Origin of the sequence: Aquitalea sp. FJL05, assembly GCF_003852595.1 — a bacterium.
GTDB lineage: Bacteria > Pseudomonadota > Gammaproteobacteria > Burkholderiales > Chromobacteriaceae > Aquitalea > Aquitalea aquatilis.
Genome location: NZ_QAJS01000003.1, coordinates 48,596 through 70,741 on the forward strand (window position 1 = coordinate 48,596; position 22,146 = coordinate 70,741).

A 22,146-nucleotide genomic window follows, 5' to 3' on the forward strand; every position below is an offset into this window, starting at 1 on the left:
GGCGAGGGAGGCAAGCCTCCCTCCTGCCATCAACCGGCCACACCCTCAAAGCCAGCCAGCACATTCACCGCATTCACCCCGATGTCCTCCACCGCGTAGCCACCCTCCATCACGAACAAGGTGGGCAAACCTAGCGTACCGATCAGCTGGCCCATGCGCAGATAGTCGGCGTTCTTCAATTTGAAACGCGAGATCGGGTCCTGTTCGAAGGTATCCACCCCCAGCGATACCACCAGCGCATCCGGCGCATAGGCGGCAATCCTGTTACACGCATCGGCCAGCGCCGGGCCGTAGTGCGACCAGTCGGTGCCGTGGGCCAGCGGATAGTTGTGGTTGAAGCCCAGCCCCTGGCCCGCACCCGTTTCGTCGGCATGACCGAGGAAATAGGGATACTCCACCAGCGGGTCACCGTGCAGCGACAGGAACTGCACATCCTCGCGGGCATAGAAGATGCTCTGGGTGCCATTGCCGTGGTGATAGTCCACATCCAGGATCGCCACCCGTCTGGCCCCCTTGTCCAGCATGGCCTGGGCGGCAATGGCGGCATTGTTCAGATAGCAATAGCCGCCCATATAGTCGGCCGCGGCATGGTGGCCCGGCGGACGGCACAGGGCGAAAGTGCTGTGGCCGGTGGCCTGCATGACATCCAGCGCAGTCAGCGCCACATTGGCCGAAGAGCGGATGGCCTGCCAGGTGCCGGCGGTGATCGGCACCCCGGCATCGAAAGAGTAATAACCCATCAGGCCGTCGATGTCCTGCGGAATGCGGTCGGTACGCAGGCCGCGCACCGGCCACACCAGCGGCAGCGCGTCATGGTTGCGGCCTTGGGCCTGCCATAAGCTCCAGGCTTGCTCCAGAAAGCGTACATAGCCGGCGTCATGCACCCGCAGCAACGGCTCCAGCCCGTGCTCGGTGGGGGCGATGATGTCGCCCAGGCCAGTCTGGCGCACGCGCTGCAACACCATGTCAGCGCGGCTGGGCATTTCGAAGCAGGGCTTGAGGGTGCCGTCGATCAGTTCGGCATTGCCGTGGTGCAGGTGGTGGTCGTCACTGTAAATCGTCAGCATGCAGGTCTCCCTGCCGCGGGCGGGGAGCCAGCGGCATTATGTCGTGGTGGTAAGGAAATGCCGGCGTCAGCCGGCGAAGCTTATTTCTTCAGCTTGGTCCACACCCGGTCGCGCAGGGCATTGGCCTTGGCCGAACAGTTCTTGTTGGGCACGAACAGCGCGCGCATGGCGGCCGTGGGGTTGATGGCCGGATCGGCCTTGAGGTCGGCCACAAAATAAGCCGAGCTGCCCTTGATGGCATTGTTGTAGCCGGTGAAGTTGGAGGCCTCGGCAATATTCTTAGGCTCCATCATCCAGTTGATGAACTTGAGCGCGTTGTCGCGGTTCTTCGCCCCCTTGGGGATGACCAGATTGTCGTTCCAGAAGGGGATGCCTTCTTTCGGATAGACAAACACGGCGGACTTGAGCTTCTGGCGGGTACGGTAGGCCGCGCCGTTCCACTGCTGGTGCAGGATGACTTCCTGCGCCTGCATGCGCTCGATGGTGCCGTCGGAGTTATACATGGCCAGCATGGGCTTTTGTGCTTCCAGCAGGTCCTGGATGCGCTTGGCCTGCTTGGGGTCCTCGGTACACTGATCCACTTTCAGGTAGATGGCGGCAGCCTTGTACAGCTCGGCCACGTCGTTGAGCGCCACCACCTTGCCCTTGAGCGCGGCCGGCGGGGTGAAGAAGCTCTTCCAGCTGTTGTCCAGCTTGCCGCCCGGCACGCGGCTGGCGTCATAGGTAAAGCCGGTGACACCCCACATGTATGGTGCGGAATAAGCACGCTGCGGGTCGAAATCCGGCTTGTTGAGCGGGGCTTCCACCAGCTTGAAATTGGCCATCTTGCTGGCATCGATTTTTTCCAGCAGGCCCTCTTCGATCATGATTTTCACCATGTAGTCGGACGGCACCACCACGTCGTAACCCTTGGCCCCGGCCTTGAGCTTGGCCAGCAGGGACTCGTTGGAATCGAATACATCCAGGTTCACCTTGATGCCGCTTTCCTTTTCAAAGCGCTTGAGCAAATCCTGCGGGATGTAGTCGGACCAGTTGTACAGGTTCAATTCGCCAGCGGCCATGGCCGAGGCGGATACCAGCAGGCCCGCAGCCAGGGCCAGCGAATGCAGTTTGCAGACTTTCATGGCATTTCTCCTTCGTAGGGTGAACAAGCAGCGAAAAATGAGAGGCGGACCAGACCGCCGACCCGGTTCAGGATTTGCGCTGGCCCATCCAGTAGGACAGCGCGACAAAGGCAATCGACACCAGCAGCATCAGCGCCGATACCGCATTCACTTCCGGGGTGATCCCCATGCGGATCAGGCCGAAGATGTACACCGGCAGCGTGGTGGCACCGGCACCGGCCACGAAAAAGGTGATGACGAAATCGTCCAGCGACACGATGAAGGCCAGCATGGCACCAGACAGCACGCCCGGCAGGATCAGCGGCAGGGTGACGCGGCGGAAGGTGGCAAACGGCCCGGCATACAGGTCGGCCGCGGCTTCGGCCAGCCGTGGGTCCAGCCCTTCCAGCCGCGCGCGGATGGGCAGGTAGGCAAAGGGAATGCAGAACACCGTGTGGGCAATCAGCACCGTCAGCAGCCCCAGGTCCAGCCCCAGCGCGAGAAAGAACAGCAAGGACGCCACGGCGGTGACGATTTCCGGCACCAGCAGCGGCAGGCCCAGCATGGCATTGATGAAGGCCTGACCACGAAAGCGCTTGCCGGCCATGGCCAGCGCCGCCATGGTGGCAAAGCTGGTGGCCAGCACCGTGGCCCCGCAGGCGATGATCAGCGAGTTCTTGGTCGCCCGCAGGATGTTGTCGTTGTCCATCACCTTCAGATACCAGTCGAAGGAAAAACCGGTCCACAGCGTGGCAATGCGGTTGGCGTTGAAGGACAGCACCACCAGCACCACGATGGGCAGGTAGAGATAGACAAAGGCCAGCATGGCGGTGGGTGTTACCCCGCGAAAGCGCCACAGCGTATTGGATGCTTGCATGTCATTCTCCCGGCGGACGCTGGAAGCGTCTGGTGTAGATCCACATCACCAGCAGTACCAGCGCCAGCAACATGAAGGACAGGGCCGCCCCGAACGGCCAATTGCGGGCAGTGCCAAACTGGTTCTGGATCAGATTGCCTATCATCAGGCTCTTGCCGCCGCCCAGTAGCTCGGGAATGAAGTAGGAACCGATGGCCGGGATGAACACCAGTAAACAGCCCGCCACGATGCCGGGCATGGCCAGCGGCAGAATCACCCGCCTGAGGGCCAGCCAGCGGTTGGCACCCAGGTCGAATGCCGCCTCCACCAGCCGCCAGTCCATTTTTTCCAGACTGGTGTAGATGGGCAGCACCATGAAGGGCAGGAAGGAATAAACGAAGCCGATGGCCACCGCCGTGGGGGTGTACAGCACATCCAGCGCGCCCTGACTCAAGCCCAGCCAGGACAGGCTGCTGTCGATCAGCCCGCCATTGCGCAGCAGCAGCATCCAGGCATAGGTGCGCACCAAGAGGTTGGTCCAGAAGGGAATGGAAATCAGCAGAATCAGCCGCTGGCGGGTCTTTTCCTCTTTCAGCGCGATATACAGCGCCGTGGGAAAGCCGATCAGCAGCGTCACCACGGTGGCAAAGCCGGCCAGCAGGAAGGAGCGGCCAAAGATTTGCAGGTAATCGCTATTCAGCGTGAGGCTGTCGTCCAGATCGCGCTCGTACAGAAACTGCACATAGGCATCCAGGCTCCACTCCTTCCAGCGCACCCCGCCATAGGTGTCCGGTGCCAGCAGCGACATCCAGCCCATCAGCAGCATGGGCAGCACCATGAACAGCAGCAGGGTCAGCGTGGTGGGAGCCAGCAGCAAGCGCCGGCGCGTGCGGCGATAGGGATCAAGCGTCATGGCCGGCCTCCTGCAGACGATGGAAGGCTCCCGGCTGAGCGGCGACCCGCACCGCATCGCCCACCCGTGCCAGGCGCGAGGCACCACTGTCATTGGTATGGCGCACCCGGCAGGGCTGGCCATCGGCCAGTTGCACGGTATAGACGGTGTCCACGCCGCGATACACCACCTCGGCCACCACCCCGGCCAGTCCGCTGCCGGTGGCCGACAGTTGCAGCCGTTCGGGCCGTACGGCCAGCGCTGCCGCGCCATCGTGTGATTGATCCAGCACCTGACAGGACAGGCTGCCTGCTGCGCCAAACTGCAGCTGACCATCCGCCACCTGGCCTTGCAGGAAGGAGGTTTCGCCGATGAAGTCGGCGACAAAGCGATTGGCCGGCCGGTCGTAAATGTCTTCCGGGCTGCCCACCTGTTGCAGCTTGCCGGCCGACATCACCGCGATGCGGTCCGACATGGTGAGCGCTTCTTCCTGGTCGTGGGTGACGAAAACAAAGGTGATGCCGGTTTCGCGCTGCAGCCGTTTCAGCTCTACCTGCATCTCCTTGCGCAGCTTCAGGTCCAGCGCCGACAGCGATTCGTCCAGCAGCAGCACCCTGGGCGACGGGGCCAGCGCCCGCGCCAGCGCCACCCGCTGTTGCTGGCCACCGGACAGCTGGTGCGGACGGCGGCGGGCAAAGCCCGACAGCTTCACCAGCTCCAGCTTTTCCGCCACGATGGGTTTGATGTCAGCCGGCTTGAAACCACGCATTTCCAACCCGAAAGCGATGTTTTCTTCCACGGTCAGATGCGGGAACAGCGCATAGCTCTGGAACACGGTGTTGACCGGGCGCTGGAAGGGCAGCTTGCCGGTGAGCGAGGCGCCATACAGGCGGATGTCGCCGGCACTGACATCCTCGAAGCCGGCAATCATCCGCAGCAAGGTGGTCTTGCCGCAGCCTGACGGCCCCAGCAGGGTGAAGAATTCGTTTTCGCGGATATCCAGCGCGATATGGTCCAGCGCCAGCACGGCCTGTTCGCCTGCGCCGAAGCGCTTGCAGACATGGTCGATCTCAATCGCCACACGGTTGCCGGTCATGGCAGTCCTCCTGTGGAATACAGTGGATAACATGGCCGCGCCCTGCCCACAGATGGGTCATGCGCAGACACGCAATACTTCGGAAATGAGGGAGGTTTAGCCGGCGGTGGGGACGGGCGTGTGCCCGTCCAGCGTCAGCAGCGCCGCATAGGCATCCGGCCGACGGTCGCGGAACACGCCCCAGCTGGCGCGCACGGCGGCCAGTTCTGCCAGGTCGAAGTCCTGCACCAGCACCGCCTGTTCATCACGCCCGGCACGGTGCAGCACAGCACCCTTGCCATCGGTGATGAAGGAGCTGCCGTAGTAGGTCTGGGAAAAGTCGCGGCCCTGCTCGCTACCGATACGATTGGCGGCAAACAGCGGCATCAGGTTGGCGGCAGCATGGCCCTGCATGGTGCGCTGCCAGTGGTCGCGCGAGTCCAGCGTGGCGTCCTGCGGCTCGCTGCCGATTGCCGTGGGGTAGCACAGCAGCTCGGCCCCCAGCAGCGCCATGGCGCGGGCGCTTTCGGGGAACCACTGGTCCCAGCAGATGCCCACGCCCAGCCTGGCATAGCGGGTGTGCCATACCTTGAAGCCGGTATCGCCGCCATTGAAGTAGAACTTTTCGGAATAGCCCGGACCATCCGGGATGTGGGTCTTGCGGTAGTGCCCCAGCACGCTGCCATCGGCATCGATAATCACCACGGTGTTGTAGCGCGCCTGACCGGCGGCTTCGAACACACTCAGCGGCAACACCACCTGCAACTCGGCGGCCAGCCGCGAAAAATGCGCTACCGCCGGGTGGCCGGCCAGCGGTTCAGCCAGCGCGTGGTAGCGCGCGTCCTGCTCGGTACAGAAATAGCGCCACTCGAACAGTTCGGGCAGCAGGATGATCTGTGCGCCCTGTGCTGCGGCCTGGCGGATCAGGGTTTCTGCCTGCTGCCAGTTGTGCTGGCGCGAGACGGGATCGACTGCCATCTGGATGACGGCGACGGATGCCTTGCTCATTGGTTTCTCCTCCACTCTTGTGTAAACGGACAGGCTGCCGCCCTGGGCAATGACTGTTGGCAACAGTCACGGCGCGGGCGAATTCGGGCTGCGAAGTGGTCCGTTATTTTTTTATTCATTCTGCCAACAAGGCAGCGCAGCGAAAGATACAAAGCGGTCAACTAAGGGATAATTCCGGCCAAATCATGTGGCCAGATGGCCAACTGCCGATGCTGCAATGCGCTGCCCGGGCCGCAGATGGCTAGGGCAGGCAGGGCAAGAAAACGGGTAGACCGGCCGCGCTGGCCCGGAACAGGACCGCAGCGGCCTAGCGGCGCAGGTCGGACGGGCGCTTGCCGGTCCAGCGGGCAAAGGCGTGGCGAAAGCTGGCGGATTCGGCAAAACCCAGCCGTTCGGCAATCATGCCGATGGACAGCCTGGTGTCATGCAGCAGATGCAGGGACTGTTGATGGCGGGCCTGATCCAGCAAGGCCTGAAAGGAGGTGCCCAGTGCGGCCAGCTTGCGCCGCAGGGTACGCTCCGACATGTGCAGGGTGGCGGTCAGCTCGTCCAGCCGGGCAAAGCGTACCGGGTCGGACTGGATCAGCCGCAGCACCCGTGCCACCAGGGCCGAGCCATGGCTGCTGGCCCATTGTTCCTGCTGGCGCTGGCATTGCTCCTGCGCCATGTGAAAGCTGACGGCATCGGCCAGCGGCTGTGGGCGGTCCAGCCATTTGGCCGGAAACACCAGCGCATTGTCCGCCATGTCAAACTGGCCGGCATGGCCGAAAATGGCCGGATAAAGCCCGGCGTGGGCCGGCTGGGCAAAGCTCATGTGCACCGCCTTCGGACTCCAGCGCACGCCCATGCAGTCGCCGGCGATGCTCCACATCGACGACAAGCACATCTCGGCATTGAAACTGAGCAGGTCGGCCCGGTAGTGGTAATCATCGGCCAGCAGCCAGGCTTCCTTGCCACGTTCTTCCAGCCGCAGGGTAAAATAGCTGGCCAGCAGCAAGGGAAAACGGATGGCGGTTTCCAGTGCCACCCGTAGCGTGGGACTGACCAGCATGGTGTAGCCCAGAATGCCGTAATTGGAGGTGTGCATGGCGCGCCCCAGCCGCAGGCCCAGCGATTCGTCACAGGCCAGGCGGCGGGCATTGTCGAACACCGTCATTTCCTGGTGATGGTTGACCAGCCGTGCCGGCTCCTGCAGCCGCTCCGGTGGAATGCCGCTGCCAGCCAACAGATCGGCCGCGGCAATGCCCTGCTCGGCCAGCACATTCACCGTGGCCACGATGGCGTGCAGCGACACCGGCCGGCCGGATGGATTGTCGCTGCCGGGCAGAACAGCGCTGTCGTTGCAGGAAGACTGGGCCAAGCGGGGTTTCCTCGCGGTTTGCCGTGCAATGGCCTGATCTTGCCGTCTTGGCTGCCGCCACACAAGCCAGGCAGCTGGATGGCCAATCAATTTTTGTAAATCCGCTTGTGCCATGCAGCGCCCACTGGGAACAATAGGCCTGCGCATGCAGTCCACCGTTGCCACGGCTGGCTTGATCCTGCCTGACAACAGGCTTGTTCCTGCCGGTTTACCGGCCGCCCGCAATCCTCAGGAGGCCGCTGCTGCAATGATTTTTCTCACCGCAAGATTCCGCACCTTGATAGATAACACCAAGACCATGACCCACCTGAAGAAAACCATTGCCGGCTCCCTGCTGCTTAGCCTGGGCTTGCTGTGCGGTACGGCACACGCTGCCGTATCCCTGCTCTCCGTTTCCGACAGCGTCAGCGCGACGGTAGGCAGCATTTCCACCTCCTTGCAGAATTCGTCCAAGGCCATTGGCAAGATTGCTGAAGGCGACTACAAGGTCGTCGCCGTGGCTCAGGCAAACCAGCCGGGCAAAACCCAGCTGACGCTGGTGCCGCTGGCCGCGGCCAATGCCACGGAGCCGTTCAACCTGTTTGTGGCGCAGGCCGACGTGAAACATGCTGGCGTGGAAGTCGGCCAGATCGTGCATGCACAGAAACAGGCTTATGGCCTGGCCTTTGCCCGCGCCGACAAGCGGCAGCCGTTTGCCCTGCTGCTGGATCAGGCATGGCAATCCGACGTGCAGCCCAAGGTGGTTTCCTGATTAGCCGGCCCATGCGGCAGCCGGCGCGCATCGCCCAGGCCCTGCTGACCGCAGGGCTGTTTGCATTGGGCGCGGCCCTGCTGCCCGCCAAGGCCGGGGCCTCCTCGCTGCTGTTCTGCGAACAGTCCTCGCCAGCGAGCGTGGCGCGCAAGAGCAGCCTGCTGCTGTTCAGCCAGCAGGTGAAAAACCTGCTGGAGCAGTCCGGCCACCAGGCGGCCATCATCTCCCGCTCCGGGCTGGACCTGGAGCGCTTCAACATTCGCCTGTCGCATGCCGGCATCAGCCTGCGTGACAACCCCAATTCGCCGTGGTCGGTGCGCCAGCTGTATTACGCCTGCGACGAGCAACGCCCCCACCTGTACGACCAGGGGTTGCCGGGTTTTCTGATCGACCAGCCGCAAGGCAGCACGGTCTATCTGTCCATCCTGCTGCTGCCCCCGGCACAAGAGGCGCCATTGCGGCAGGCCGCGCTGGACAACAAGCTGGCCTTGCAGCTGCTGTCTGCCGACTACAGCGCCAATGCCTACCCCTATTCCACCCGTTACCAGAACTGCAACCAGTGGCTGGTGGAGCTGCTGGCCCATGCCTGGGGCAGCCTGCCCGGCGGCAATGCGGCGCGCCAGCAGGCACAGGACTGGCTGCAACAGCAGGGCTACCGCCCGGATAGCGTTGATGTGAAACACCGCTACATGGTGTGGGCCGCCCATGTGGTGCCGCTGGTGCATAACGACGACCACCCTGCCGCCGAGCTGGACGCGCGCCGCTATCAGGTGAGCCTGCCGGCAGGTATCGAAAGCTTTGTCCGGCAGCAGATTGCCGGCACCGAGCGCATCCAGCTGTGCCTGCGCGAGCACACGCTGGTAACGCATCGCGGCTGGGATGACATGGCCACTGATTGCCGCCCGGCCAACGGCGACACCGTGCAACAGCTGGATTAGCTCCTGCGGCGGGCCAGCCAGCCCGGCACGCCCACGCAGCGCACACCTCGCTTACCTTTCTTTACCTGATCTTTACATTGCGCCCCCTCATGCCGCCGCCACGGGCTGTCGATAATGAAGCATCGATCATCATTACCCTGTAGCGAGCTCATGATGGATATCAGCAAGACAAATTCAGTGACGAGCAGCAACGCCAGCAAACTGGCGCTCGCGAACAAGCAGGCAGGCAAGACGGCGCTGGACGCCAAGGACGGCACACCGGAGCAGCCTTCGCCCTCCACCGTGGTCAAGCTGCAAAGCAGCGGCAAGACCAGCACCAGCGGGGATAACAGTAGTACTGGCGACGACAACACGCCTTCTGCGGTCAAATCCTTTACCTACGGCGTACTGAACCTGCCAGACCCGGCCGCCACCACCCCGGCCCCCGAGCCCAGCAGCAGCGCGGACAACAGTTATTTCACCGCCGGCCGCTGGGCCGCCGCAGCCGTCACCGTGGGGACGCTGATTTCATTGGTGGTGTAAATCGCCACCCGGCCGCAAGCGGCCCACAGGCCATCCAGTAGCAAGCCTAGAAGGTGTGCACAATCTAGAGAACAAAGGTTCAGACAAGACGCAATAGCGTGAAAAAGCGCAATGAACAGGGCATCCATGCGCATGTTGAACGCCATTTCAACGCAGGATCACCCGCCTAGCACAGATGCCTAGCACAGATCGTTAACAGCTTGTTAACGCCGGGCAATCAGCACGATGCCGGCCCCCACCAGCAGCATGCCGGCCAGTTCGCGGCTGGCCGGCCATTCCCCCAACTGGCTGGCCGCCATGGCCACCGCCAGCACCGGAATCACCAGCGCATTGAAACTGAGCGTACTGGCCGGCAGGCGCTTGAGCAGCCACAGCCAGGCCAGCCAGCCCACGGCGCTGGACAGGACTCCCGCATACAACATGCCCAGCACAAAACCTGCCGACCAGCGGATATGGGCAAAATCGGCCCATGGCCACAGCGCCAGCAAGGGCAGCAGGCCGATCACCGCCTGCCAGGCGGAAAAATTCAGGCTGTCCATGCCGCCATCCTGCGTCACCCGCTTGCTCAGCACAGAACCCAGCGCCCAGAAGAAACCGGCCAGCACCGCCAGCGCCATCGGCAGCACCCCGCCGTGCAACTGCCAGGGTGCCACGATCAACATCAGGCCGGCAAAGCCGGCGGCCAGCGCCTGTCGGCTACGGCGGGTAAACGGCTCGGCCAGCAGCCAGCGCGACAACAGCGCCACCCAGAACGGCATGGTGAACACCAGCACCGAGGTACGCCCGGCGGCACCGGCCACCAGCGCCAGGGTAATGGACAGACTGTAGAGAAAGGTGGTGCTCAGCCCCACCTGCGCCGCCTGAACCAGGCGCTGCGGCCGGATGGCGCGGCCGCGGGCCAGCAGCACGCCAAACAAGGTCAGGCTGCCCAGCGAGGTGCGCAAAATCAGGTGGGTGATGGGCGTGGTGGCCTGCAGGGTCTGCTTCATCACCACGTAGTTGTAAGCCCACAGCAGCACCAGCGCACAGAACAGGGCCATGGGCAGCCAGCGCTCTGCGCCGGCGCTGCGGAAAAAGGACGGGGCCAGTACGGCACTGGATGTAGACATGGAGCATCTCCTGAAGATGCAGCCAGTGTAGGCAGCGCTGGCGCTTGCGCCGCTGCGTTTTACTGCGCCAGAATGCACGCAAACTGAAGTTTTCGGAAAAGTAATGCAGGATTTCTGATATGACCAATGAAATAGTGCTGGATAGCTATGACCGCAAACTGCTGGCCTTGCTGCAGGATGATGCCCGCCGCACCCACGACGAGCTGGCCGAGGCTGTCAGCCTGTCGCCCACCGCGGTCACCCGGCGGCTGAAACGGCTGCGCAGCGAGGGCATCATCCGCCGCGAAGTGGCACTGGTCGACCCGGCCGTGCTGGGGCGGCCGCTACGGCTGGTGGTGAACGTGATTCTGGAGCGCGAACGCATTGCGCTGGTGGATGCCTTCAAGCAGGCCATCCGCGCCGCGCCGGAAGTGGTGGAGTGCTACCACGTGACCGGGCGGCCGGACTTTGTGCTGGTGGTGCTGGTGCGCGACATGGGGGACTACGAGCGCTTCTGCCGCGAGCACATCATGAGCAATGACAATGTGCGCGAGTTCGAGTCGCTGGTGGTGATGGAAACCACCAAGTACAGCACGGCCGTGCCCCAGGATGCGGCGGGCTAAGCGGGCTGGACCGGTTTGATAGTAGCCCAGCCCTACCCCGTTAACCCTCGTGCAACAGCGCGTGCTGGATTTCCGACAGCGCCTGCGGCACCCGCATGAAGTTGAGCGGCATGCCCAGCCGCCGCGCCATGTGCGAGGTGGAGAACATGCCACACAGTTGGTAATGGCCGGTATTGAGGTCCAGCTCGGCCACCAGCGCATGCTGCCGGCCCTGCTGCTTGAGCGTGGCCACCATGTGGCCGACGGTGGCGTGCTGCACATCGGCCAGCGACAGCATTTCCAGCTCGCTGCGCGGGGTCATCACATCGCGCACCAGCACTTCGTCATGGCGCTTGCCATGCCCCAGCATGCACTGCACCGGGCGCTCGCCCAGGATGTCGGATGCGGTGATCAGGCCCACCAGCCGGCTGTCTTCGTCCTGCACAAACAACAGGCGGATGCCACGGCTGATCATCAGGTTGTGGGCGTGGCGCAGGATTTCATCTTCGCCGATGCTGACCGGGTCGATGATGCGCAGGTCGGTCATCACCTCCAGCGCCGGACTTTTCAGATTGATGGGGCGCAGCGGACGCTGGTCCAGATGCACCAGGTCGGTATGTTTGGGCATGGCCATGGATGGCAGCGCTTGAAATGAAGTTTCCATGTGACTCTCCAGCTGGATCGATGTTGTTGTCTGGCCAGACGGCGAGGCCTGGTCACAGTGGCACGGCGGACTGACTGTCGTGTCGCTAACGGGCTGGGCCGGCGCTGTCTCCCCCGCTACGGTGCAGATTTCATTCTAGGCAGGATTTTCCGGATGCAAGGCCGCTGTTGAGCCAAGGCTGCAAATTTGTGTTGCCGGCAGCCACCGACGGGGCTGGCCATCCAAACAAAAACCGCCGTAAACGGCGGTTTTTGTTTGGTATTGACATGCCTCATCTCGCTTTCTGAAATGAAAGCGAGGCTCCCTTGCAGGGCAAGGGCGGGGGGATAGGGATGAAACAGGAAGGCTGCGGAATCAACCACTTACCTAAAGAGGCCCGGCGGTGCCGGGTCCTGGTGCATCGTACCAAATCACTTTGTCAGCAGCCTGAAAAACCGCCGTAAACGGCGGTTTTGTGGTGTCGCAATGCCAAGGCAGGCTTACATCTGCATGATGGCTTCCAGCTCGTCCACCGTCTTGGGAATCGGCTCGCCCAGCACGCGGCTGCCACTATCGGTAACCAGTACATTGTCTTCGATGCGGATGCCGCCAAAGCCGGTCATCTCGGCAAAACGCGCATAGTTGATGTACTGGCTGTGGCGGCCCTCGGCCTGCCAGGCCTCAATCAGCGCCGGGATGAAGTAGATGCCCGGCTCCACCGTCAGCACCATGCCGGCCTTGAGCGCCTTGCCCAGGCGCAGATAGCCCATGCCAAACAGCGGGCTGCGCTGCACGGTGTCGTCATAGCCCACCAGATCCTCGCCCAGCCCTTCCATATCGTGCACATCCATGCCGATCTGATGGCCCAGCCCATGCGGGAAGGCGATGGCATAGGCGCCAGAGTCGACAATCTCCTCCACTGGCCCGTGGAAGAAGCCCAGCTCGCGCATGCCCTCCACCATCACCTGCGCCGCCAGCTTGTGCACGTCCAGATAACGTACCCCCGGCTTGATGGCGGCGATGGCTTGCAGCTGCATGTCCAGCACGATGTTGTACAACTCGCGCTGCTGCTGGTTGAAGCGCCCGCCCACCGGGAAGGTACGGGTGATGTCGCTGGCGTAGCCGCCACCGGAAGTACAACCGGTGTCGTTCAGCACCAGATCACCCTTTTGCAGCACATTGTCGTGGGCATGGTTGTGCAGCACTTCGCCACGACGCGAGAAAATGGAGGGGTAAGCCAACTGCCAGTCGTGACGGCGCATGATGCCTTCCATGATGCCCACCACCTGATGTTCCACCACGCCCGGTCGCGAAGACTGCATCGCCGCCACGTGCATGGCACCGGTCACCGCCAATGCAGCCTCCATTTCGGCCACTTCCTCGGCACTCTTGATCTCGCGCAGCGCCACCACGGCGCGGGTCAGCTGTGGCGAAAAGCCGGCGGCCACCTCGGCCGGATGCACGCCCAAGAGGCGACCCAGCTCCAGCCGGGTTTCACCACGATAGGGTGCCAGATAGTGAATCGTTCGGCCGGCAGCCACCGCATCCGCCAGCGCCTGCTCCAGTGCCGCATACGGCTGGCTGGCTGTGATGCCGGCACGCGCGGCGCGCTCGGCCAGCATCGGCTGCGGACCAGTCCAGACAATGTCTGCCACGTCCGGATCATTGCCAAACAGCGTGGCCACACCACTGGCACAGTCGATCAGCGCCGCCATACCCGGCTGGTTCTGGCCGAAGAAGTAGCGAAAGCTGGAATCCTGCACAAAGGGAAAGATGTTGTCGTGGTAGTTCATCGGCGAATCCACATTGCCGACGAACAGCAGCAGGCTGCCCGACAAAGACTGTTGCAGCGCGGTGCGGCGCTGCTGATAGGTGGCGGCAGAAAACATCATGTTCACTCCTTTTTCAACCATGTCAGCCGTGTTAACCGTAGCCGGCCGGCATTTTATGGCCGATATTGTGCTGACTGGAAAATTGTATACAGAATGACCACTGTACACGGCAGGCCGGAACATGACCAGCTTGCCGCCATGATAGTGCGGGCCCAAACCCGCCCCAAAGCGGGCGTCACCGTGCTGGCCGGGCAGCACTAGCCGGCCACCACCAATCTTTATGTGACCTTTACCGACAACAACAATACCAGCCAGCGTTTTCTGGCCAACCTTGCCGGCCTGCACAGCTTTCCCTGTGCCGTGAGCTACATCCCTACCGGCATGCTCGGTGCCGGCAGCCTGTCGGCCACTTCCACCTTCACCCTGTCTTACCAATGAAAAATGGCCACCCGGTTCATACTGGGCGGCCATTTTTCCTCAAGCAACGGATCAGTTTTTGCTTTGCATCACCGGCTTCAAGGCCGGCGTGCTTTTGGGGCGCACCTTCAATAGCCAGCTTACGCTGCCCCCCGCCAGTACCGCCCACAGTGGTGAGCCCAGCCCGGCGATGGTGACACCCGATGCGGCCACCACAAAGGTGAGCAAAGCCGCTTCGCGGTGGCCGTCGTCCATCAGCGCGGCAGTAAGCGAAGAAGCCAGTGTGCCGAACAGCGCCAGACCAGCCGCTGTCACCACCAGCGCCTTGGGCAAGAGCAGCACCAGGCCGGCCAGTGCGCCACCGGCAATGCCCAGTACGATGTACAGCGCACCGCACACCAGCCCGGCCATGTAGCGGCGCTGTGGGTCCGGGTGGGCTTCCGGCCCGGTGCAGATGGCGGCGATGATGGCGGCCAGCGTCACACCATGGCCACCCAGCGGCGCGGTAATGATGGAGGCCAGCCCCAGCACGGTTACCGGGGAGCGCGCCGGAATGTGGTAGCCGGAAGCCGACAACACCGCCATCCCCGGCAAGAACTGGCTGGTGAGCGCCAGCAAGGCCAGCGGCAGCGCCAGGTTGACGAAGGCCGTCCACGACCACTGCGGCATGGTGAATAGCGGGCCGCTGCTGCCCTGCCAGCTAGCCGCCGTGCCATACAGCCCCTGCCAACCGGCCAGTGCCAGCCCCAGTGCGATGGCTGCCAGCAGGGCAAAGCGCGGAAACAGCTTGCGGCCGACAAAGAACAGCACCGCCATCGGCACCACCAGCATGGCCTGCTGACTGGCCGCCCCGGCCACATCGGCGACAAAGTGAAACAGAATGCCCGCCAGCATGGCTGCCGCCAGCGAAGCGGGGAAAATCTTCATCAGCTTGTCAAAAGCACCGCTCACACCCACCACGGTGACAATGACGGCGGCAGCCAGAAAAGCCCCCACCGCCTCGCCGTACGGTACGCCGGGCAAGGCCGCCAGCAGCAGCGCCGCACCCGGCGTGCTCCAGGCGGTAATCACCGGCACGCGCCAGCGCAGGGTGAGCCAGATGCCAGCCACGCCGGAGGCAATGGACACCGCCCACACCCAGGAGCCCAGCTGTGCCGCGCTCAGGCCGGCGGACTGGGCGGCATGCACAATAATAAGAAAGGGGCCGGAATACCCCACCAGCAGTGCAAGCACTGCGGCAAGGCCGGCCGAAGGCGAGAAATGAGACCAGCTAAACGGCACACGATCAGCATGCGTCTGGCCAGCAGGAGACTCTCGCGGGGAAAGGGTGGACATGGATGACTCCAAATGCGTTGATGCACACAGGCTAGAGCAAGCCGGCCCGCCTGCCTTCCCACAGCTGCCACAAACAGCGTAGACTGGACTGAATCTGTTATATAGAACAGCGATGACCGATCTTCCGCTTTATCTGCATATCGCCCGCCAGCTACAGGCAAGGCTGGACAGCGGTGAATGGCCACCGGGCAGCCGCCTGCCTGCGGTGCGCCGGCTGGCAGCCGAGCACGGCGTCAACACCCTGACCGCACTGGCGGCCTACCGCCACCTGGAAGAACAGCAAAGCGTGGTGGCACGCCCGCGCAGCGGATTTTTTGCCGCCCTGCCACGCCATGTCGCCACCGGCACGGCCGCCCAGCCCGGCCCAACCGCCGCCGCACTGGTGGACGTGGATAGCCGCATGAGCCAGCTGATCCGCCTGTCTGCCTCGTCCATCCGCCAGCAACTGCACATGGCCGAGGCGCACAGCAGCCTGTACCCGGCGCAGGAGCTGTCACGCCGCATGCAGCTGCTGCTGGCGCGCCAGCCAGAGCTGATCGGGGCCTACCTGCCCACGGCCGACCAGCAGCAGCTCCACCAGCAGATACGGCGGCTGGCCGCCAGCTGGCAGCTGGACATTCCACTGGACAAGGTGCTGTTTACCCAGGGCATTACCGAGGCCATCAGCCTGTCGCTGCGCCTGCTCACCCGGCCGGGCGACGTGGTGGCGGTGGAAACCCCGGTCTACTTCGGCCTGCTGCAAACCCTGCAGACACTGGGCCTGAAGGCGCTGGAGATTCCCTGCACGCCGGATGCCGGCCTGTCGCTGGAAGCGCTGGAATTTGCCCTGCGCCACGGTGCGCCAGTCAAATGCCTGGTGACGGTCACCAACTTCCAGAACCCTACCGGCGCGCTGATGCCGGACGACAACAAAAAGCGCCTGCTGCAACTGGCACGCCGCCACGGCCTCACCATCATCGAGGACGATGTGTTCGGCGAACTGTACTTCGGCCCGCAGCATCCCACTCCACTCAAGGCCTGGGACCGCGATGGCGACGTGATTTACTGTTCGTCCTTCACCAAGAGCTTTGCCCCGGCCTTCCGCCTGGGCTGGCTGTCCGGCGGCCGTCACCATGCAGCACTGGAACGACTGCGCGAAAGCAGCAGCCTGGTCAGCCCGGCCATCCTGCTGGCGGTGTTGTCCGAGGTGCTGGCCAGCGGCGATTACGCCCGCATCAGCCAGCGCATCCGCCAGCAACTGAAACAGCAGATGGATGCCCTGGCCGATGCGGTGCTGGCAGCCTTCCCGCGCGGCACCCGCGTACGCCGGCCACAAGGCGGCATGCTGCTGTGGGTGGAAGGCCCGGAGGGGCTGGACAGCCAGGCCATGCTGGAAACGGCACTGGCGCGCTCCATCAGTTTCGCCCCCGGCCTGGTGTTCTCGGCCGAACCGCGCTTTGCGCATTGCCTGCGCATCAATTGCGGCCAGCCCTGGTCCACCCAGCTGGCGGAAGACATCCGTACCCTGGGCTGGCTGGCCAGCGAGCAACTGAGCGGGAAAGCCTGATGGACACACTGGATTGCGTGGTCATCGGTGCCGGCGTGGTGGGGCTGGCCATTGCCCGGCAACTGGCCATGGCCGGACGCGAGGTGATGATCTGCGAAGCCGAAGCCCAGATCGGCCAGCACAGCAGCAGCCGCAACAGCGAAGTGATCCACGCCGGCCTCTACTACCCGCCCGCCAGCCGGAAAGCACAGCTATGCGTGCAGGGCCGCGATCTGCTGTATCGCTACTGTGCCGAGCGGCACATCCCGCACCAGCGTATCGGCAAGCTGCTCGTGGCCAACACGGCGGCCGATCTGCCACGACTGCACGCCATTGCCCAGCGGGCGACCCAGAATGGCGTGCACGATCTGCAATGGCTAGACGCTGCCGGCATCCGCGCGCTGGAGCCGGCGCTACACGCCCATGCGGCCCTGCTGTCGCCGTCCACCAGCATCATCAACAGCCACGCGCTGCTGCAAGCCCTGCTGGCCGATGCCGAAGCCCACGGCGCACAGCTGGCCTGTCACTCGCCGGTGAGCGGCGGACGCATCACGCCGCAAGGCCTGACGCTGGACATTGCCGGCATGCCAATACCAGCCCGGCTGGTGATCAATGCCGCCGGACTGTGGGCACCCAGCGTGGCCGCCAGCATCACCGGCGTTCCACGTGAAACCATTCCCGCCGCCCATTACGCCCGTGGCGTGTATTTCAGCCTGAGTGGTCGCTCGCCCTTCTCGCGGCTGATCTACCCGCTGCCGGAAGCCGGCGGCCTGGGCTGCCACCTGACGCTGGATCTGGCCGGGCAAGCGCGCTTCGGCCCGGATGTGGAATGGATAGACGGCGTGGACTACCGGCTGGACCCAGCCCGCGCGGTGGCCTTTTATCACAGCATCCGCCGCTGGTGGCCGCAGTTGCCGGATGGTGCGCTGCAGCCCGCCTATGCCGGGGTACGTCCCAAGCTGGCCGGGCCGGGCGAGCCGGATGCCGACTTTGTCATCCAGGGGCCGGCACAGCATGGCGTAGCCGGGCTCATCAACCTGTACGGCATCGAATCCCCCGGCCTCACCAGTTGTCTGGCACTGGCCGAGGCCGTCAGCACGATGGTGAATCAACGCAGATGAGACAAACATGACCGACAGCGGCACCCTGCACTCCATCAATCTGGCTGCGGTCAGCCCCATGCTGATCGAGGGCCGCCGCATCATGAGCGGCATCAACAAGCTGCCGGTCAGCACCCTGCAACGGCCCGAGGCCATTGCGGTGGGCAAGCTGGGACTGGCTGGCGACGAACAGGCCGACCCAACGGTACATGGCGGGCTGGCCAAGGCCATTTACGCCTATCCGCTGGAGCATTACCCATTCTGGGAGCAAGCCTGCCAGCAGCATGGTTCGCGCCATGCCGGCAGCACATTGCACCATGGCATGCTGGGGGAAAACCTCACGCTCAGCGGCCTGCTGGAGCACGACGCCCACGTGGGCGATGTGCTGGAGTTTGCCGATTGCCGGCTGCAGATTACCGAGCCGCGCCAGCCCTGCTTCAAGTTCCAGGCGCACATGGACATGCGCCTCGCAGTGAAGCTGATGGCGCAGAGCGGCCATTGCGGCTTTTATCTGGCGGTGTTGCAAACCGGCACGCTGCGCGCCGGTGAATCCTTCCGCATCCTGCCCGGCCCGCGCCAGCTAAGCATGGCCGAAGCCTTCCGCCGCCGCGTGCACCGGCTGGACTGACACGGCAGCGCCTGCCAACGGCATTTGGCGAAATGCGCCGCTCATGTAGAATCAGGCAGCTTCCAACACCGCTGCATACAGACAACGACCCGCCACCATGATCATTCTCAATCAGCGCCAGCAAGAACTGCTGGGCATCGTCCATCGCGAAAGCTATGTCACCGTGGAAAAGCTGGCTGCCCATTTTGGCGTCACCCACCAGACCATACGCCGCGACATTGCGCTGATGGCAGAACACCAGTTGCTGCAACGCTATCACGGCGGTGCCAGCGTGCTGTCCAGCGTGGAAAACGTGGCCTACAACGCCCGCCAGGTGCTGTGCATCGAGGAAAAACGCCGGCTGGCCGAGCTACTGGCCAAGCAGATTCCGGACAATGCCTCGCTGTTCATCAATATCGGCACCACCACCGAGGAGGTGGCCAAAGCCCTGCACCGCCATCGCGGCCTGCGGGTGATCACCAACAACCTGCACGTGGCCGACATGATGTGCGACTACCCGGATTGCGAGGTCATCGTGCTGGGCGGCGTGTTGCGCAAGCGCGACCGTGGCATTACCGGCGAGGCCACGGTGCAGCTGATCCGCCAGTTCAAGGTGGATTACGGCATCATCGGCATTTCCAGCATCGAAAACGATGGTGTGCTGCGCGATTACGACTATCGTGAAGTACGCACCTCGGAAGCCATCATCCAGCAGTCGCGTCAGGTGCTGCTGGCGGCCGACCACTCCAAGTTTGGCCGCCCGGCGCTGGTGGAGCTGGGCCATCTGTCACAGGTGCATGCGCTGTTTACCGACAAGCCGGTACCGCCAGAAATGGAAGCGGTGATTGCCGAGGCCGGCACCCAGCTGTTTGTGGCCGGCTGATCCTTAGAGCCTGTTCAAAGTCTCGCGAGCTAGAGTGAGACAAGGCGAAAACGACCGGAAATGAAGTGGGGAAGCGGAGTTTACATAGAGTAAATGAGCATTCCGCAGGTGTTTTTAATGCGGTATCACCCCATTTCGACTAAATCCAGCAGACTATGAACAGGTTCTTACGCCCAAGCACCCACTGTACTACGGAGTCATGCCATGAAACTGTTATCCCGTCTGTGTCTGTCGCTGGGTATCACCGCCCTGCTGTGTTCGGCGCTGGCCCAGGCCGAACTGGCCAAGGGTGCTGCCGCGCCCGACTTTCGCACCGAAGCCTCGCTGGGCGGCAAGCGCTTTCAGTACTCGCTGAACGAAGCCCTGCAGCACGGCCCGGTGGTGCTGTACTTCTACCCGGCAGCCTTTACCAGTGGCTGCACGGTGGAGGCACACCTGTTTGCCGAGGCAGTGGACAAGTTCAAGGCACTGGGTGCCACGGTCATCGGCGTATCCGGCGATGACATCGAAAAGCTGCAGCGCTTTTCCGTGTCCGAATGCCGCAGCAAATTCCCGGTGGCGGCCGATGGCGAACGCAAGATCATGAAGGCTTACGATACGGTGATGATTCCCGGCACCAGCTATGCCAGCCGCACCTCCTACGTGATCACCCCGGACCACAAGGTGTGGTATAGCTACAGCGCCATGGACCCCAACCAGCATGTGGCCAACACCATGCAGGCGGTCGAAGCCTGGAAAGCTGCCGGCCACTAGCCAAGCCAGCCACCTGGCGGATGCGGCTCAGCGGCCGCGCGCCGCCAGCGCCGCCCCGCCGATGATGGCCACACAAGCCAGGGCCAGCGCACCACTCGGCTGAGCCAGGCCACACGCCAGCAACAGCAGGGTGGAAATCAGCGGCGCGGCATAGGACAACACCCCCAGCAGCGGCAGATTGCCCTGCTTCATGCCGATATCCCAGGTAAAGAAGGCGATGCCCACCGGCCCCAGGCCCAGGGCCAGCACGCCCAGCCAGGCCGACCACGGCGCGGACCACACCGTGGTTTCGCCATACAGATGGCACAGCCCGCCCAGCAGCGCTGTGCCTGCACAAAACCAGCCCACGGCGTCGGTCGGTACCTGCGCCACCATGCGGCTGGCTACCGAGTACAGCGACCAGATCAGCGCGCACAGCAGCGCCATCAGATAGCCGGGCAGATACTGGCCGGCAAAACCACCCTGCCCGCCGCCCAGCAATAGCCAGCACCCCGCCAGCGCCAGCAGGCCACCCAGCACATGCCAGCGCGACAGGCGCTGCCCCGGCAGCAAGGCGGAAAACAGCAGAATCAGCAACGGCCACAGATAGGCCAGCAAGCTCACCTGCACCGCCGGGGCCAGCCGCATGGCGAGGAAATAGCAGAAGTGATAGCCGAACAAGCCGCCCACCCCCAGCAGCCAGGCCAGCGGCGGCTGACGCAGATAGCCCAGCGGTGACTGACCGGCGTACAGCCATTTGGCCAGCATCAGGCCAAAGGCCAGGGCAAAGGTCATGCTCAGCAACTGAAAGGGCGGAAACACTCCGGCGGTGAGCCGGGTCAGCAGGGCCAGACTGCCCCACAACACAATGGACAGACTGCCGATCAAGGTAGCCTGGTGGCGGCTCAGCATGGCAAAACACCCGTGATGAAAATGCAATGCAGCAGCGTAGCGCGCTGGCAGCAGGCCGGCTTTGCCGCTGTGGCGGGCTTATTTGCCGTGCAGGCGGAAATGGCTGGGCGCGACACCGAAATGACGGCGAAAGCGGTCGCTGAAGGCCGACAGGCTGGCATAGCCGCAGTACTCGGCCACCTGCTGCACCGGCAAACGGCCTTGCTCCAGCAACAGCCAGCCATGCTGCATGCGCTGCTCCAGCTGGTACTGGCCAGGGCTCATGCCCAGCTGCCGGCGGAACAGCTCGGACAGCTGGCGCACGCTCAGGTGTGAGGCCGCTGCCAGTTGCGCCAGGCTGATGTCTTCGGCAAAGCGCGCATCCAGCAACGCGCGGGCCGCCGCCACGCGCCGGTCCAGCTGCAAGGCGGCCCCGGCACGCTCGGACAGCAATTGCGTCAGCAGCAGCAACATCTGCCGCTGCCCGGCCGCGCCGGCCGGTGGCCGTTGCAACTCCTCGCGCAAAAAGGCGACATAGGCCAGCAGGCTGGCATCCAGCGGCAAAAACGCTGGCAGCTGCGCCAATTGCGGGGCCAGCGCCGTCGGCACATTGGCCACCACAAAGGCATTGTCGCCCGGCGCAGCAAAACCGTGGCCGCTGCCCGCAGCGATCACGGCCAGTTGCCCGGCCGCAACATGGCCGCCACGGCCATCTACTTCCAGCTCCAGCCGACCACGCGCCGGCAACACCAGCTGGTGGTAATCATGCTGGTGCTGCTGGCTTTCCTGCTGATAGCTGCGCAGCTCCAGCAACAGGGTATCGGTGGTATGCATGACAGCATGGTAATGGCTGGCCACAAGGTGGCGTCAAGCTGCAGACAAAAAAAATGCCCCACCGACAAAGGTGGGGCCAGGGGAG

At 63.6% G+C, this 22,146-nt stretch carries 23 protein-coding genes; 10 read left to right on the top strand and 13 right to left on the bottom strand.

Translation table 11 applies throughout. From position 1 onward, the window contains the following. Nucleotides 1–29 precede the first annotated feature (29 nt). The 7 genes from DBR44_RS02250 to DBR44_RS02280 all read right to left on the bottom strand — a co-directional run bounded on the left by DBR44_RS02250 (nucleotide 30) and on the right by DBR44_RS02280 (nucleotide 7,361). Entirely contained in the window at nucleotides 30–1,067 is a 1,038-nt protein-coding gene (locus DBR44_RS02250; protein WP_124641643.1) for a histone deacetylase family protein, read from the bottom strand. Nucleotides 1,068–1,147: 80 nt separating this feature from the next. Next, nucleotides 1,148–2,191 carry an extracellular solute-binding protein gene (locus DBR44_RS02255; RefSeq protein ID WP_124641645.1) on the bottom strand — a complete coding sequence of 348 codons (1,044 nt, stop codon included), beginning with the start codon at nucleotides 2,189–2,191 and terminating at the stop codon, nucleotides 1,148–1,150. A 67-nt stretch (nucleotides 2,192–2,258) separates the two neighbouring features. Then, nucleotides 2,259–3,047 carry an ABC transporter permease gene (locus DBR44_RS02260; protein ID WP_103525836.1) on the bottom strand — a complete coding sequence of 263 codons (789 nt, stop codon included), beginning with the start codon at nucleotides 3,045–3,047 and terminating at the stop codon, nucleotides 2,259–2,261. A gap of 1 nt (nucleotide 3,048) precedes the next feature. Next, nucleotides 3,049–3,939: an ABC transporter permease gene (locus DBR44_RS02265; RefSeq protein WP_124641647.1), complete on the bottom strand. Its 891-nt coding sequence runs from the start codon at nucleotides 3,937–3,939 to the stop codon at nucleotides 3,049–3,051. Further along, nucleotides 3,929–5,014 carry an ABC transporter ATP-binding protein gene (locus DBR44_RS02270; RefSeq protein ID WP_124641649.1) on the bottom strand — a complete coding sequence of 362 codons (1,086 nt, stop codon included), beginning with the start codon at nucleotides 5,012–5,014 and terminating at the stop codon, nucleotides 3,929–3,931. The genes DBR44_RS02265 and DBR44_RS02270 overlap by 11 nt, the downstream gene beginning before the upstream one ends. Nucleotides 5,015–5,110: 96 nt before the next feature. After that, the gene (gene aguB, locus DBR44_RS02275; RefSeq protein ID WP_124641651.1) at nucleotides 5,111–6,001 is read right to left on the bottom strand and encodes an N-carbamoylputrescine amidase; all 891 of its coding nucleotides are present in this window, start codon (nucleotides 5,999–6,001) and stop codon (nucleotides 5,111–5,113) included. A 307-nt stretch (nucleotides 6,002–6,308) separates the two neighbouring features. After that, nucleotides 6,309–7,361: an AraC family transcriptional regulator gene (locus DBR44_RS02280; RefSeq protein WP_158613542.1), complete on the bottom strand. Its 1,053-nt coding sequence runs from the start codon at nucleotides 7,359–7,361 to the stop codon at nucleotides 6,309–6,311. A gap of 247 nt (nucleotides 7,362–7,608) precedes the next feature. Between DBR44_RS02280 and DBR44_RS02285 the strand changes: the two genes are divergently transcribed. The 3 genes from DBR44_RS02285 to DBR44_RS02295 all read left to right on the top strand — a co-directional run bounded on the left by DBR44_RS02285 (nucleotide 7,609) and on the right by DBR44_RS02295 (nucleotide 9,572). After that, entirely contained in the window at nucleotides 7,609–8,112 is a 504-nt protein-coding gene (locus DBR44_RS02285) for a hypothetical protein (protein WP_124641655.1), read from the top strand. After that, on the top strand, nucleotides 8,076–9,050 hold the full coding sequence (locus DBR44_RS02290; RefSeq protein ID WP_124641657.1) for a DUF2145 domain-containing protein: 975 nt from the start codon (nucleotides 8,076–8,078) through the stop codon (nucleotides 9,048–9,050). Before DBR44_RS02285 ends, DBR44_RS02290 begins: the two co-directional genes overlap by 37 nt. A gap of 177 nt (nucleotides 9,051–9,227) precedes the next feature. Further along, nucleotides 9,228–9,572, top strand: a complete 345-nt coding sequence (locus DBR44_RS02295; RefSeq protein ID WP_124641659.1) for a hypothetical protein — start codon at nucleotides 9,228–9,230, stop codon at nucleotides 9,570–9,572. Nucleotides 9,573–9,775: 203 nt separating this feature from the next. Here DBR44_RS02295 and DBR44_RS02300 read toward each other — a convergent pair whose 3' ends face one another. Then, the gene (locus tag DBR44_RS02300) at nucleotides 9,776–10,681 is read right to left on the bottom strand and encodes a DMT family transporter (protein WP_124641661.1); all 906 of its coding nucleotides are present in this window, start codon (nucleotides 10,679–10,681) and stop codon (nucleotides 9,776–9,778) included. Between the two features lie 119 nt (nucleotides 10,682–10,800). Here DBR44_RS02300 and DBR44_RS02305 point away from each other — a divergent pair, with 119 nt between their 5' ends. Then, nucleotides 10,801–11,283 carry an Lrp/AsnC family transcriptional regulator gene (locus tag DBR44_RS02305; RefSeq protein WP_124641663.1) on the top strand — a complete coding sequence of 161 codons (483 nt, stop codon included), beginning with the start codon at nucleotides 10,801–10,803 and terminating at the stop codon, nucleotides 11,281–11,283. A 40-nt stretch (nucleotides 11,284–11,323) separates the two neighbouring features. Here the strand turns inward: DBR44_RS02305 and DBR44_RS02310 are convergent, their stop codons facing one another. Further along, entirely contained in the window at nucleotides 11,324–11,926 is a 603-nt protein-coding gene (locus DBR44_RS02310; RefSeq protein WP_124641665.1) for a CBS domain-containing protein, read from the bottom strand. Nucleotides 11,927–12,405: 479 nt separating this feature from the next. Continuing rightward, nucleotides 12,406–13,797 (bottom strand): aminopeptidase P family protein, encoded by a 1,392-nt coding sequence (locus DBR44_RS02315; protein WP_233578310.1) that lies wholly within the window; start codon nucleotides 13,795–13,797, stop codon nucleotides 12,406–12,408. A gap of 222 nt (nucleotides 13,798–14,019) precedes the next feature. On the opposite strand from DBR44_RS02315, the gene DBR44_RS19450 reads away from it, so the two are divergent. After that, on the top strand, nucleotides 14,020–14,175 hold the full coding sequence (locus tag DBR44_RS19450) for a hypothetical protein (RefSeq protein ID WP_158613543.1): 156 nt from the start codon (nucleotides 14,020–14,022) through the stop codon (nucleotides 14,173–14,175). Nucleotides 14,176–14,226: 51 nt separating this feature from the next. Here DBR44_RS19450 and DBR44_RS02320 read toward each other — a convergent pair whose 3' ends face one another. Next, the gene (locus tag DBR44_RS02320) at nucleotides 14,227–15,489 is read right to left on the bottom strand and encodes a benzoate/H(+) symporter BenE family transporter (RefSeq protein ID WP_124641667.1); all 1,263 of its coding nucleotides are present in this window, start codon (nucleotides 15,487–15,489) and stop codon (nucleotides 14,227–14,229) included. A 112-nt stretch (nucleotides 15,490–15,601) separates the two neighbouring features. Here DBR44_RS02320 and DBR44_RS02325 point away from each other — a divergent pair, with 112 nt between their 5' ends. The 5 genes from DBR44_RS02325 to DBR44_RS02345 all read left to right on the top strand — a co-directional run bounded on the left by DBR44_RS02325 (nucleotide 15,602) and on the right by DBR44_RS02345 (nucleotide 20,357). Continuing rightward, nucleotides 15,602–17,035 (top strand): PLP-dependent aminotransferase family protein, encoded by a 1,434-nt coding sequence (locus tag DBR44_RS02325; protein WP_124641669.1) that lies wholly within the window; start codon nucleotides 15,602–15,604, stop codon nucleotides 17,033–17,035. Continuing rightward, on the top strand, nucleotides 17,035–18,135 hold the full coding sequence (locus tag DBR44_RS02330) for an NAD(P)/FAD-dependent oxidoreductase (protein WP_124641671.1): 1,101 nt from the start codon (nucleotides 17,035–17,037) through the stop codon (nucleotides 18,133–18,135). Before DBR44_RS02325 ends, DBR44_RS02330 begins: the two co-directional genes overlap by 1 nt. Before the next feature lie 7 nt (nucleotides 18,136–18,142). Continuing rightward, on the top strand, nucleotides 18,143–18,742 hold the full coding sequence (locus tag DBR44_RS02335; RefSeq protein WP_124641673.1) for an MOSC domain-containing protein: 600 nt from the start codon (nucleotides 18,143–18,145) through the stop codon (nucleotides 18,740–18,742). Between the two features lie 100 nt (nucleotides 18,743–18,842). Then, nucleotides 18,843–19,604 (top strand): DeoR family transcriptional regulator, encoded by a 762-nt coding sequence (locus tag DBR44_RS02340; RefSeq protein ID WP_205676664.1) that lies wholly within the window; start codon nucleotides 18,843–18,845, stop codon nucleotides 19,602–19,604. A gap of 204 nt (nucleotides 19,605–19,808) precedes the next feature. Beyond that, on the top strand, nucleotides 19,809–20,357 hold the full coding sequence (locus DBR44_RS02345; RefSeq protein ID WP_124641677.1) for a peroxiredoxin: 549 nt from the start codon (nucleotides 19,809–19,811) through the stop codon (nucleotides 20,355–20,357). A gap of 27 nt (nucleotides 20,358–20,384) precedes the next feature. Here DBR44_RS02345 and DBR44_RS02350 read toward each other — a convergent pair whose 3' ends face one another. Both DBR44_RS02350 and DBR44_RS02355 read right to left on the bottom strand, forming a co-directional pair. Next, the gene (locus tag DBR44_RS02350) at nucleotides 20,385–21,248 is read right to left on the bottom strand and encodes a DMT family transporter (RefSeq protein ID WP_124641679.1); all 864 of its coding nucleotides are present in this window, start codon (nucleotides 21,246–21,248) and stop codon (nucleotides 20,385–20,387) included. A 78-nt stretch (nucleotides 21,249–21,326) separates the two neighbouring features. Then, the gene (locus DBR44_RS02355) at nucleotides 21,327–22,061 is read right to left on the bottom strand and encodes an AraC family transcriptional regulator (RefSeq protein WP_124641681.1); all 735 of its coding nucleotides are present in this window, start codon (nucleotides 22,059–22,061) and stop codon (nucleotides 21,327–21,329) included. Between the last annotated feature and the right edge of the window lie 85 nt (nucleotides 22,062–22,146).